The following is a 12,822-nucleotide window of genomic DNA, read 5'->3' as shown; positions in this document are numbered from 1 at the left end:
GGCGGCGAGGAGATCGCGGATCCGGCGAGGACGGGTCCGATGTGGAGCTGGCGCTCCCAGGTCTACTTCGCGGTCGGCGGCTCGCCGGAATGGCCCTGCGGCCACTGCCCGGTTCCCGGAAACGCGGGTCGGATCCGCACACCGGCAGTGCGGCCGATACGGGCGGGCCGTTCTCGCCGACCCACCGGCCGAGAACGCCGGCAGGGCAGGAAGGGGCGGGCGAACGGATCCAGGGGCCCCGGAGGGCGCGCCGCTAGAGTCAGTGACGAACGCTGGCGGAGGGGACGTGTTTGAGCCCGGCGAAGCGTCGCTGAGTGGGAGCGAGTGCTTCGGGGTCGATCAATACGTCGACAACGCACGGGCCCTGGACCGTTGCGGCTTCCCGCAGGGCGTCGTGCAGAGCCTCCGGGGCGGTGACGCGGAGGCCGCGGGCGCCGAGGGCTTCGGCGTACTGGGCGAAGTCGGTCATGGGGAGCGAGGAGTCGGCGTAAGGCAGGCCGAGAGCTCTCGTTCCCTGTCTGCACATACCGTAACTGGCGTCGTTGAGGACGATCCACACGACGGACGCGTTGTACTGGACCGCGGTGCTGACCTCGTTCTGCATCAGCATGGCCCCGTCTCCCACCAGGGCGACGGCGCGTCTGCCGGTGGCAAGGGCCGCGCCGACCGCTCCGCAGGCGAAGTGCCCCATGGAGCCCAGGTAGAGGTTGCTCACACGCCACTGCCCCGGGCGGGAGAAGCGCAGGTAGCGGTTCCCCCAGGCGAACGCGTTGCCGTTGTCCCCCATCACGAGGTCGCCCCGGTCGACGAACCGGCTCTGGATCTCGTGCAGGAGTCGGCGTGGGTGCACGAGGCGCTGTGTTCGCGGCGGTGGGGCTGAGGGAGTGTGCCCCGGTGCGGGGCCGCCGGTGTGATGCGTATTGGTGGGCGGCGCGCACATGGCGGGCGCCGCTTCCACGAGCGCGTACGCGAAGGCGGCGACGTCAGCCTCTACACGGATGAGCCGGTCGGCCGGGTAGACGTGAGGCAGGTCGTCGGGAGCGAGGTCGACCTGGATGAGCTGGGCTCGGGCGAGATACGCCTCGTCGTAGCAGGAGGCCCCGTCACCAAGCCTGCTGCCCAGCGCGATCACGAAATCCGGGTCGTGGCGCCGCAGTGCGTCGGCGACCTCGGGATCGCCCCCCAGTCCGGTCACGCCCAGGTATCGGGGACCTGCCTCGGGGAAGATGCCCTTGCCGCGCGGAGTGGACATCACCGGCGCGTCGAGACGTTCGGAGAGTTCGGCGACGGCCGCTGCTGCCCGGCGCGCGCCCCAGCCGACCCACAGCGCGCACCGACCGGCGGCCAGCCGGGAGAGGAGCGCCCGGTCAAGAGCCGGTGTGTCCGCAGCGGTGGCACGCGGAGGAGCGGACAGCGGCACGGGAAGGTGACCGCGCTGGGCCGGAACGGTCAGGGCGAGATGGTGCACATAGCCGGTGGACCGGGCGAAGCCTGCCGCGCACGCCTCCCATACGCCGGCCAGAGATTGCGGGCTGTCGAGGATGGTGACTCCCTGGACCGTCTGGTTGGGCGTGTGCAGCGTCTGCGGTGGCAGGGACAGAGGGCTCGTTTCCTGGATGGGGAATCGGCCGACATAGGCAGGATCGGTGTAGCCGCTGATCAGCAGCACCTTCGCGCCCTCGTAACGCGCCGCCATCAAGCCGGTGAGACTGTTGGTCAGACCTGGTCCCGTGGTGACGAACACAGCGACCGGACGGTCGGCGGCGATGCTCGCCTCACATGCCGCGAAGAGGGCGCCTGTCTCGTGTCGGCAGTGATAGGTGGGGACGCCGGAGGCGGAGAGGGCATCCCACATGTAGACGATGCCTCCTCCGGAGACACCGAACGTCTCTTTGACACCCAGTGCCCGGAGCATCATCACCACGCCCTGCGCGAGTGTGGAGGCGGCGCCGTCCGGGGAGGCTGGGCGAACGTCGGCCGGCCGTGCGGGGGCGGAGGCTTCTGCCTGGTCGGACACGTCAGCCACGGAAGGTCCTATCGTCGCGTTCGGCGTCGCGGTGGCGTGGACTCGTCCGGGGGGCGACTCCCCGGTAGCGCAGGGCGGAGTGCGGCAGAGAACGCAGGACAGGGGCCTGCTGTGCGGCGCCCTCGACGGCGTTGCCGATGAAGGACGGCTGAATGATCAGCATCATCATCACGGCAGCGGTGTCGGCCGCGAAGCCGAGGTCGAGCAGGACGGCGATGCCGAGGCCGCCGATGTTCACTGCCGTCTTCCTCCTCCGGGACAGCTCGGCCTCGACGTCGTAGACCAGCAACTGGTAGGTGCCGACCGGCCATTGGCGGACTCGGACGCACTGCTGGAATGCCAGCACACGTTCGTCCGCGGGTCGCAGCGGCACTCCGAAACCCGGCAGCCGGGGGTTGCGCTCCAGCAGTTCACCCACTGCGGTGGGCAGGCTCACTCCCTCCGCGCCACTCAGCCGGCTGCGCAGATCGAGCAGCATCTGTGCGCAGAGCCGGGAGGTGCCCGGGCCGGCCACACCTGTGGCGGCAAGGACGGACGCGGCGAACCCTGCCGTCGGATTGCCCCAGGACGCCGCGATGCGGCCCGCCTTGAGCGGCCAGATCCGCGGATCCGCGAGAGCGGACGACGCGGCGAGGTCGTCGAGCATCGAGCTCTCCGCGTCCGTCAGCTTGCGGTGCCCGAACACCAGCGACATCAGACTCCAGACGGACGTGGAACCGGCGAGGTCACCGGCGACCGCGTAACCGGCCAAGTGGTTGTCACCCCAGCCGAACCTCCCGATCGCTGTTCTGATCTCATCAACGTTCCTGGCTTCATCAAAGGTCTCAGCCATTGCCTTTGGACTCCGGGACATAGCGGAAGGGTGGCAGGTTGATGGGGTAGCGCAGCATTTCGGTCGCCGAGTGGCGTAGTACCTCAGCGGTGACCGCGGGCAGTTGAGCCATGACGATCGAGGTGATCAATTCCTGCGGATCCCGCAGTCCGCAGCAGAACAGCAGGGCCAGCGCGCCCGCCGTGACGGTCGGAACGAAGGATCTCGGGCCGGGAAGGAGGGTCTTCGCGTCGGCGGGCACGGCCTCCCAAGCGGCTTGGTCGTCCGGTGTGCTGGCGGCGTAGGCCGCGGGCGGCGTGTCCTCGGGACCCCTCAGCCACTCCAGCCACGCCGTGTGCTCGTCGAGCACCCCTTGGGCCGATTCGGCTAGCGTGATCGCCGCGACCGACAGCACCTGAGCCGGTGGGCACGTCGTAATGCGCGCCAGCAGTGCCGCATGCGCGCCCGCGTCGGTCAGCGGGACAGGCATCAGCAACGTCCACGCGGTCTCCATCGCGACGGCCTCCGACTCGGCAGGCAGTTCTCCGCGCCAGGCGAGGAATGCCAGTTCGGAGAAGCGATAGTGCCGCGCGAGGTCGCCGAAGACGCCGTAGCCGTGCATCCGCAGCGGCACGGAGGGATCGACGACATTGCAGGTCAGCCGAGAATCCCAGGAGGTGCGTTCGAGAGGCCCGGCCTCCGTGTCGGTACGTCCGTCCGGGCTGTCGGTCGTGCTGCCTTCTGCTGACGTTGTCCCTGGTGAGTCCGACAACACAGCTCAACCATCCTCTCTCCAAGGAGTTCGGGATGCCGGTCGTATCGCGTGAAGCTCCCTCCCGGCGCTCTATTTCTGCCGCGGCGGTCTTCGGAGCCAGGATTCAGAAGACCATCAATGCACAGCCTCGGACGGGAGCGCCATGCGTCGCCCGAACCGGAGGCGTTGAATGTTCCGCGGCGTTGAACGTCCACGGCTCTCCTCCCCACCGCCGTTCGCGGGGTGGGGTCGCTCGGCTGGAGGAGGACCGGGTCGTCACAGGTCGGCGACGAGAACCTTCGGACGCTTTTCGGACACTGGATGGTGCAGTAGGGCGGGCAGGGCCGCGAGGTCGACGACCTGATGCGCGGTGGCTCCGTAGCCACGGGCCAAGGACAGGTGGTCCAAGCCCGGGATGGTCAGCCCAGGGACCATTTTTCGGCCGGTGAGCTGGGCGTACCAGTCCAGGACGGCGTAGCGATCGTTGCGTAGCACAAGGACGGTCAGCGGGAGCCGAAGAGCGGCGGCGGTCCATAGGGCGGTGATGGAGTACTGGGCCGATCCGTCGCCGATCACGGCGACCACCGGGCGGGTGGGGTCGGCGAGTTGGATGCCGACAGCTGCGGCGAGGCCGAAGCCGAGGCCGCCGTCGGGGCTGGTGTAGTAGCCGCCAGCGCGGCGGATGGTGACACGGTTCCAGAAGGTGTCCAGGGTGGAGGGGGACTCGTTGACGATGACGGTGTCGGGGGACAGGTGGGCCAGGCAGTCAAGGATCTGGTCGGCCCGGTCGGTGGGTGGAACTGCGGCGGGGCGTCTCGGGACCAGGGGCCGGTGGCCGCCCGGGGCGGCCAGATCGGCCAGGGCGGCGAGGGCGAGGGCCGGATCGGCCAGTACGGCGTCACCTACCGGGGCGCGGGCGGCCTCGTCTGGATCGTCGGTGAGCAGGACCAGTTCACTGCCCGGGGGGATGAGGGGGCCGGGCAGGTCCAAGTAATGGCGGAAAACCGGGGCTCCGACGACCAGGATCAGGTCGTGTTCGGCGAGTGCCTGGCACAGGAGCGGCGTGGCGGGGCGGAGGACGCCCTGATAGTGGGGGTGGTCTTCGGGGAACGGACTGCGCCCTTGGGAAGGCGCAGTCCACACCGGTGTTCGGGTGCGTTCGGCAAGATGGACGGCGCTGGCGCGCCCCGCCTCGGAGTCCAGGCCGGAGCCCAGAACGAGCACGGGTCGTCTGGCCCGGTCGAGGCGGTCGGCCAGGGCGGCGAGGGTGCCAGGGGCGGGAACGGACCGGGCACTGGTACGGCGGCCGGTGAGCGGGGCCGGGTCTTCGCCCTCGACGTCCCAGTCGTCCGCGGGCAGGGACAAGAACACCGGCCCTTGGGGAGGTTGCATCGCCAGGTGCCGGGCGCGGGCCAGGGCGGCCGGGACGTCCTGCGGGCGGGGCGGTTCGAAGGCCCACTTGACCGCCGGCCGGGGCAGCGTGGTGGCATCGGCGTTGGTGAGCAGCGCTTCCATGGTGACGAGGCGTCGGGTCTGCTGGCCGGCGGTGATGACCAGGGGCGCTCGGCCAGCCTTGGCTGCGAGGATGGCACCCATCGCGTTGCCGAGGCCAGGGCCGCTGTGGAGGTTCACCAGTGCCGGCCGACCGGTGGCCAGGGCATGGCCGTGGGCGGCATGGACGGCGACGGCTTCGTGCAGGGTCAGGACGTAGTTGAGGTCGCTGGGGAAGTCCTGCAGGAATCCGAGTTCGGTGGAGCCGGGGTTGCCGAAGATGGTCGTCATCCCCCATTCCCTGAGCATGTGGTGGACGATGTCGCGGATCACAGCCACCTGGTGGCCTCCTGACCGGGTAGCGCCTCGGCACCGGCACGGGCCGTTGGTACGCCGGCGCCCGCTGTCCTGCGGGAGCGGACGGCATCGCGCACGGCGAGAACGTAGAGCAGGTCGAACACGAAGATGGCGGCACACAGGAAGTGGATCAGCGAGGAGTCGCTGTAGGGGCGCCGGTAGAGGGAGAACGCCAGCGAGGCGGGGACCGTACCGAGCAGTTTGGTCACCGCGATTCCCAGGGACTGGCCGGCCAGGGTGCCGCGGTGGTGGAGCATGGTCAGGAACAGTACGGACATGGCCAGGTTCTGGCCGAAGGCGGCGTAGGCCCCCCAACGGTCGCCGAGTTCGCTGCTCAGCAGCAGAACACTCAGATAGGTGGACGCCATGGTCAGGGCGAATATGGCGTAGAAGATTCCGCGTTTCAGGGAGGGGAACTGCCCAGGCCCGAACTTGAGGGCCTGGTACACCAGAATCAGGTCGACGCAGAACCAGACGACGGTGACGGGGCGCAGTAGGTGCGGGTAGGGGTGGACGAACGCGAAGATGAACTCCCAGGAGATGTTCGCGCACAGCGCTGCCAGTGGCATGCCGTAGACGCGGTCGCGGACGCCGTGCTGGATGATCTGGACGTAGGTCGCGGTCCAGCCGATTCCGGCGGCGACGACCAGGATTGCGAACACGGTTCACTCCTACGGGCTGGTGTGCTGTCCCTGCGTCGGACGAGCCGACTGGGGTTGTTCGTAGGCCGCGCGCATGCGTTGCTGGGTGAGCCCGCTCAGAGTGAGCAGCAGCGCGAGCGCTGGCAGGCACCACCAGCCGATGCCGATGGCGAGTACGGCGCTAGTGAGCACCAGGCGTTCCAGTACCAGCACCTCATGGCCACGCAGAGCAGTCGCCTGGTCCAGAGCTCCGCGGCGGCGGTGCAAGCGCCAAAATCCGAGCGCGCCCATGACGGTCGCGGCAGCTACGAGACTGCCGAACAGCAGGTGGTGCCTGGGCCTGGCAAGCAGTTCCACTGCCCACCCGATGGAGGGCGCCACCGAGTAGCTGGCTGCGGCCACAGTGAGAGCGGGCCCAGCGCCATAGCGCACGGGAAAGGTGCGATAGCCGCCGGACCGATCGCCGTCAATGTCGCGCAGAGTGCCAACCAGGTTCGAGGCGGTGTCATGAGACAGGAACGCGAGAGCGAGTGGGATGACGAGCCGCCAGTCCGGGTGGCCTGGCGGGGCGAGCGCTCCAAAGACGAATGCCGCCGCAGTCAGGCAGCCGCGGACCAGGTTTCCGGCCAGCCCTCGCGCTTTCAACGCACCGCTGTACAGAAAAATCCCCGCACCGATCGCACCAGCGGGCAGGAGTTCGCGCGCACCCAGCACCACGGCGGTGCCACTGAAGGCCAATAGCCCCAGTCCTGCGCTGGCGAGCGCGGCCTGCTCAGCGATGCGCCCGGATGGGATGGGGCGGCCTGGCTTGGCGTGGGCGTCCAGTTCACGGTCGAGGAAATCGCCTAGGTAGTGAGCGGCGATCCAGGCGGCGGTCGGTCCCAGCCAGGCACACACCAGGCCGGCAGGAGCGGCATCTCCGGTTAAGCAGGCTCCGGACAGCCCGACCAGTCCGGGATACCAGATGGTGTAGAGCCGCCACGTTTGCAGGTGCGCGGCGCAGACCTGACGGTAGCGGAACAGGACGGCAGGCTCGGTACGAAAACATTGAGAAGTCACGGCAGAGCGGGACATGTTGTGTCTCCCTCGGGGTGGCAGTACCGGACGTGCTGTCGGGCAGCGAGGTAATCCCGGATCAGCGCAACCGAGAACGCCGACGGACGACCTTTCGCAATCGTCCGGTACCCCACGGCCACCAGCCTGCGGCCTGCTCTGTTCTCAGTAGTGGCGGCCGGTCCACCGGGAAGCCTTACACGATGATGGTGGCACTGGACCGAGGAAATCGACCAGCTTTTTTGTGACCCGCCTGTTGAAAGTTGGTCGCGTGTTGAAAGCCGCTTAGGCGGCGGCGAAAGTGACCAGTAAAGGTCAACCCGCCTCCCAGATGATCGACCAGTGTCATCGCCACGATTTTCCTCGGCACCGTCTGGGATCAATACCGAGCGCACCTCAGTGAACCTATTTTATTATGAACATTCTGACGTCGGGACCCTTCCCCGGGCTGGCTGGAACAACAAGGTTCGCGCAGGAGTGCGACGGGGACGTCACTCGATTCCGGCGATGGGAGACAGTTGAGCGACTGCTCGCCTCCCGGCCGGGAAGTCTGCAACGTCGGCAAGGTGTTGCAGGCACCCGGCGCAAGTCTGGCCGGTGTTGGCCCTCTTTGTCGTGGACAGGTCGCGATGGTGAGCCCCTGGCCGAGGTCGCGCGGAACGGCGCGAATACCGTTGCGGTCGGAGACCGGTCGCAGATTCGGGTGATCGGGGTCGGCGATCTGTTCGGTAGAGGGCACCATCAGGCCGGGCCTTGACGCTCAGGGCCGGGCTACTGGAATGTCGGCTTGCATCACCGGGAACAGCATCCGAGGAACGGGGCGTCACCGGTATCGAGCTCGGCCAGGAAGAAGCTGTCGGGTTGCAGTGACGCTCAGAACTACGTGGATGATGTCATCGGCCTCCCATCTGAGAAGAAGCCGCGATCCGGCGTGGGGATCGGTGGGGGGCGCATGGATACTGAGGACCATGCGCATCGACATTGATCCCGGCCAGGTTGAACGGAACGTCTTCTACAAGCTTCTGACCTCGGTCGTTGTACCTCGGCCGATCGCCTGGGTGTCGACGACGTCGGCGGCGGGCACGGACAATCTGGCACCGCACAGCTTCTTCACGGTGGCGTGTGTGAGTCCGCCGGTGGTGCAGTTCACGTCGGTGGGGCGGAAGGACTCGGTGCGGAACATCGAGGAGACCGGGCAGTTCGTGGTGAGCCTGGCGCCGGAGCATCTGTTCGAGCAGATCAACGCGACGGCGACGGACTTCCCGCGGGGGACGAGTGAGTTCGACGCGGTGGGGATCGCGCGGGAGCCGAGCCTGAGGGTGAAGCCGCCGCGGGTGGCGGCCTCGCCGGTGGCGCTGGAGTGCGAGCTGCACAGCACGGTCCGGCTGGGGGACTCGACGGTGGTGTTCGGGCGGGTCGTGCACGCGGCCGTCTCGGAGGCGGTGATGGACGACGGGCACCCGGACGTACGGAAACTGCGCCCGCTGTCACGGCTGGGCAAGGACGAGTGGGGGACGCTCGGCGAGATCCTGGAGATCAAGCGGATTCCGCTGGCGGACTGGTCCGGTCCGGGGATGTGACCGCTTCGGCGACCGTCTCGGAGGAGTCCGAGGGCTCGGCGGAATCCGGGTCGGCCGCGCGCGCCGAGCGGGTGCGGCGGGCCACCATGGCCGCCGCCACACCCGTGACGCCCAGGAAACCGAGGGCCAGCAGGAAGACCGGCGAGGTCGGTGAGGCGGCGCGGCTGCCCGCGACCACGTAGGCGGCGGTGTTCGCCGCGCTGCCCGCCGCCGTGGCGGTGAGGAAGGGCAGCAGCCGGATACGGGAGACGGCCGCCGCGTAGTTGGCGGCGGCGAAGGGCACACCGGGGAAGAGCCGCAGCGCGAGTGTGCTGCGGAAGCCGTGCCTGCTGAGCTGCCGGTCGAGCGAGAGCGCGATCCGCCCGCGCAGGAAGGGCCGTACGGCGTCACGGCCGAGCAGCCGCCCGAGCAGAAACGCGAGACCCGCGCCCAGCACCGTCCCTGCTATGGCGGCGGGCAGCCCGGCGTGGATGCCGTACAGGGCCCCGGCGGCGGCGTTGAGCAGCGGTCGCGGGACGAACGCGACGGTGCACACGCCGTACGCGAGCGCGAAGAGGACGACCGCCATCGTGCCCGACGTACGCGGCAGGCCGTGCGTCAGCAGATGCTGCGGCTGCCACGCCAGTACGGCGGCCCCCGCGCCCGCCAACAGCAGGATCAGCAGCGCGAACCGCGCCCACGGGGAGAGCAGTACGCGCGAAAGACGGACGGCCGCCCCGTACGGAGCGGAGACCGGGACTCGCGGGAAGCGGTCGAGCATTCAGGCAGCGTAATCGAGACGGGCGGCAGATGGCGCCTGTCGGGTTGCCGCACGGCGGGGGCGGGGCGCCGCGACACGTCTACGGCCGGGGACGGGTGCGTGGCGCACGCCGTACGGGCCGGGAACGGGTGCGTGGCGCACGCCGTACGGGCCGAGGGCGGAGTCCGGCGGAAGACCGTCGAACTCCGCGCGGCCCCCGCGTCACACCGTGTCCGCCACCGTCAACTCCCCGTCGCCCTCCGCCTTCTGAAGCTGCGGGCCGCTGCCGGTGACGACAGGGGAGGCGGCGTGGGGCGTGCGGCGGTCGAGGACGCCGGCGGTCACGGCGATGCCGAGTCCGGCGGCGGCGAGGACCGCGCCGACCAGGGCGGGGGAGGTCCAGCCCCAGCCGACCGAGATGGCGACGCCGCCGAGCCAGGCGCCGCCGGCGTTGGCGAGGTTGAACGCGGAGTGGTTGGAGGCGGAGGCCAGGGTCGGGGCCTGGTGGGCCTTGTTCATGACCAGCATCTGGATCGGCGTGGTGGTGAGGAAGCCGACGGCGCCGAGCACGACCACCCCGATCGGGGCGGCGACCTTGGACTCGGCGGCGTAGTGGAAGCCGAAGAGGACGACGGCCAGGGCGCCGAGCGAGAAGTACAGCGTCGGCCGCAGGGCCCGGTCGGTGAGGGGGCCCGCGGCGAGCGTGCCCAGCGTCATGCCGACGCCGAAGAGGGCGAGCAGCCACGTGACGGAGGAGTCGGCGTAGCCGGTGACCTCGGTCATCATCGACGCGAGATAGCTGTAGACGGCGAAGATCCCGGCGAAGCCGAACACGGCGGTGAGCAGGCCGAGCAGCACCTGCGGCTCGCGCAGGGCGCGGAACTCCTGGGCTACTCCCACGTGTTCGTCGGTGGGCAGACGCGGGATCAGCAGCGCGAGCGAGCCCAGCGCGATCAGGCCGATCACGGACACCACGAGGAAGGTCGCGCGCCAGCCGAGACTCTGGCCGAGCGCGGTCGCGGCCGGCACGCCGACGATGTTGGCGATCGTCAGGCCGAGGAACATCGCGGCCACCGCCCGCGCCCTGCGGTCCTCGCTCACCATCCGGGCCGCGACGACGGCGCCGACACCGAAGAAGGCACCGTGCGGCAGGCCCGCCAGGAAGCGGCCCACGAGCAGGGTGCTGTAGTCGGGGGCCACGGCGGAGGCCGCGTTGCCGAGCGTGAAGAGCGCCATCAGCAGCAGGAGCATCCGCTTGCGCGGGACGCGGGAGCCGAGCGCGGTGAGCAGGGGCGCGCCGAGCACGACGCCGAGGGCGTAGGCGGAGACGAGATAGCCCGCGGTGGGCACCGATGTGCCCAGGTCGTCAGCGACGTTGGGCAGCAGGCCCATCATCACGAATTCGGTCGTGCCGATGCCGAAGGCGCTCACCGCCAGAGCGAGTATGGCCAGGGGCATGGAGCAGCATCCTTCTGAAGTGTTCGGGCTTCGGGGTTCGGGGCCCGAAGGCGCCGGGTTCGTACGGGGAGGGTTCGTGCACGCCGGGTTCGTGCAAGCCGGGTTCGTGCGGGCGGACATCGTGAGTGCCGCGCTCGGGCTCGCGGCGGTGCCCGCCACCTTCTAAGTTCCTTCGCGGAACAAATTCTCGCACGCGGTTGCTTCGCATACGTCACCACCGGGTGAAGTCGTGTCGACCATCACGCCACGCCTCCCCGGAAGGCGACGGAAAACCTTTGGACGTACCACCGACCCGGCAGGGATGATCACCGCATGTTCCGGCTCACCTTCCTCGCAGACGCCACCGCAGCAGCGGTCGCGCCGACGAAGGCTGCCCGGAGCGCACGGGACACCTTCTTCGACGGCGCACGACGCTGACCCTCCCCGGACAGTCATCCGGCGGACCCCGCAGGGGGAGGGTCGGTCCGGCTCATGGGGTCCGGCCGCGTCAGACAACTCCGTCAGAGGAAGAGAAGAGACGACGTCCGTCATGTCCAAGCAGAGCTACGTGCGCACCAAGCCCCACCTCAACATCGGCACCATGGGTCACGTCGACCACGGCAAGACCACCCTCACCGCCGCCATCACCAAGGTCCTGGCCGACCGCGGGACCGGCACCTTCGTGCCGTTCGACCGGATCGACCGGGCCCCGGAGGAGGCGGCCCGCGGGATCACCATCACCATCGCGCACGTCGAGTACGAGACCGACACCCGGCACTACGCGCACGTGGACATGCCGGGGCACGCCGACTACGTGAAGAACATGATCACCGGCGCCGCGCAGCTCGACGGCGCGATCCTGGTCGTCTCCGCGCTCGACGGCGTGATGCCGCAGACCGCGGAGCACGTCCTGCTCGCCAAGCAGGTCGGTGTCCGGCACATCGTCGTCGCGCTGAACAAGGCGGACGCGGGGGACCCGGAGCTGGCCGACCTGGTCGAACTGGAGGTGCGCGAACTGCTCACCGCCCACGGGTACCCGGGCGACACGCTGCCCGTCGTGCGCGTCTCCGGGCTGCGCGCGCTCGACGGCGACCCGCGGTGGACCGCCGCGATCGAGGCGCTGCTCGACGCGGTCGACACGCACGTGCCGGTCCCGGTGCGCTACACCGAGGCGCCGTTCCTGCTGTCGGTGGAGAACGTGCTCACCATCACCGGGCGCGGCACCGTCGTGACGGGCGCGGTCGAGCGAGGGACCGTACGGCCGGGCGACCGCGTCGAGGTGTACGGCGAGGGGCACGGCGACGGGCCGCTGGTGAGTGTGGTGACCGGTCTGGAGACCTTCGGCAAGCCGATGGAGTCCGCGCAGGCGGGTGACAACGTGGCGCTGCTGCTGCGCGGTGTGCAGCGCGCCCAGGTGCGGCGCGGCGACATCGTCGCGGCGCCGGACAGCGTGGCCACCCACACGCGGTTCACGGCGACGGTCTTCATGGTGCCCGCGGCCGAGGGCGGCCGGCACACGCCGGTCTCCACCGGCTACCGGCCGCAGTTCTACATCCGCACCGCGGACGTGGTCGGCGACGTCGACTTCGGCGGGCCGGGCGGCATGGCGCTGCCCGGCGACACCGCCGACATCAGCGTCGAGCTGGGCCGCCCGCTCCCGCTGGAGCCGGGTCTCGGCTTCGCGATCCGCGAGGGCGGGCGCACGGTCGGCGCGGGCACGGTCACCGCCGTGGGCTGAGCCGCCCACCCGGCGACCGCGCCCAACAGGGCCCGGCCGCAAGAGGGCTCGCCCATCGCGGCCCGGCCGCGACAGAACCCGGCCCCGTCGACCCCCGAACAACCGGGGGAGGGCGGGGCCGGGCCGTGGGGGGGGGGGGGGGGAGGGGGGGGGGGGGGGGGGGAAAGGGGGCGGGCTGGTCGGCGGCGCCGGTCC

At 69.9% G+C, this 12,822-nt stretch carries 11 protein-coding genes; 3 read left to right on the top strand and 8 right to left on the bottom strand.

Annotated features, from left to right (window positions below; all coding sequences use genetic code 11):
* Positions 1–259: 259 nt before the first annotated feature.
* The 6 genes from ACZ37P_RS25495 to ACZ37P_RS25470 all read right to left on the bottom strand — a co-directional run bounded on the left by ACZ37P_RS25495 (position 260) and on the right by ACZ37P_RS25470 (position 7,154).
* On the bottom strand, positions 260–2,017 hold the full coding sequence (locus ACZ37P_RS25495) for a thiamine pyrophosphate-binding protein (protein WP_467348808.1): 1,758 nt from the start codon (positions 2,015–2,017) through the stop codon (positions 260–262).
* A gap of 1 nt (position 2,018) precedes the next feature.
* Entirely contained in the window at positions 2,019–2,858 is an 840-nt protein-coding gene (locus ACZ37P_RS25490; protein ID WP_401853941.1) for a citrate synthase family protein, read from the bottom strand.
* Complete coding sequence (locus ACZ37P_RS25485; RefSeq protein WP_467348756.1) at positions 2,851–3,471, bottom strand: hypothetical protein; 621 nt, start codon at positions 3,469–3,471, stop codon at positions 2,851–2,853. Before ACZ37P_RS25485 ends, ACZ37P_RS25490 begins: the two co-directional genes overlap by 8 nt.
* A 396-nt stretch (positions 3,472–3,867) precedes the next feature.
* Complete coding sequence (gene mdlC, locus ACZ37P_RS25480; protein ID WP_467348755.1) at positions 3,868–5,421, bottom strand: benzoylformate decarboxylase; 1,554 nt, start codon at positions 5,419–5,421, stop codon at positions 3,868–3,870.
* Positions 5,412–6,101, bottom strand: a complete 690-nt coding sequence (locus ACZ37P_RS25475) for a transmembrane-type terpene cyclase (RefSeq protein WP_467348753.1) — start codon at positions 6,099–6,101, stop codon at positions 5,412–5,414. The genes mdlC and ACZ37P_RS25475 overlap by 10 nt, the downstream gene beginning before the upstream one ends.
* 9 nt (positions 6,102–6,110) lie before the next feature.
* A complete protein-coding gene (locus tag ACZ37P_RS25470; protein WP_467348751.1) occupies positions 6,111–7,154 on the bottom strand; it encodes a UbiA family prenyltransferase in 1,044 nt (347 codons plus the stop codon).
* Positions 7,155–8,101: 947 nt separating this feature from the next.
* Between ACZ37P_RS25470 and ACZ37P_RS25465 the strand changes: the two genes are divergently transcribed.
* Complete coding sequence (locus ACZ37P_RS25465; RefSeq protein ID WP_355350251.1) at positions 8,102–8,713, top strand: flavin reductase family protein; 612 nt, start codon at positions 8,102–8,104, stop codon at positions 8,711–8,713.
* Here the strand turns inward: ACZ37P_RS25465 and ACZ37P_RS25460 are convergent.
* Positions 8,670–9,473 (bottom strand): TVP38/TMEM64 family protein, encoded by an 804-nt coding sequence (locus tag ACZ37P_RS25460; protein WP_355350249.1) that lies wholly within the window; start codon positions 9,471–9,473, stop codon positions 8,670–8,672. The two genes, ACZ37P_RS25465 and ACZ37P_RS25460, sit on opposite strands and share 44 nt — an antisense overlap.
* 201 nt (positions 9,474–9,674) lie before the next feature.
* The gene (locus tag ACZ37P_RS25455; protein ID WP_467348749.1) at positions 9,675–10,910 is read right to left on the bottom strand and encodes an MFS transporter; all 1,236 of its coding nucleotides are present in this window, start codon (positions 10,908–10,910) and stop codon (positions 9,675–9,677) included.
* Here ACZ37P_RS25455 and ACZ37P_RS25450 point away from each other — a divergent pair.
* Together ACZ37P_RS25450 and tuf are read left to right on the top strand one after the other, a co-directional pair.
* Positions 10,909–11,076, top strand: a complete 168-nt coding sequence (locus ACZ37P_RS25450; RefSeq protein WP_467348747.1) for a hypothetical protein — start codon at positions 10,909–10,911, stop codon at positions 11,074–11,076. The genes ACZ37P_RS25455 and ACZ37P_RS25450 overlap by 2 nt on opposite strands.
* Before the next feature lie 363 nt (positions 11,077–11,439).
* The gene (gene tuf, locus ACZ37P_RS25445) at positions 11,440–12,627 is read left to right on the top strand and encodes an elongation factor Tu (RefSeq protein WP_391045240.1); all 1,188 of its coding nucleotides are present in this window, start codon (positions 11,440–11,442) and stop codon (positions 12,625–12,627) included.
* The last annotated feature ends 195 nt before the right edge of the window (positions 12,628–12,822 follow it).

The organism is Streptomyces sp. NPDC024632 (assembly GCF_055559175.1).
This window is presented reverse-complemented; position numbering and strand designations above follow the sequence as displayed.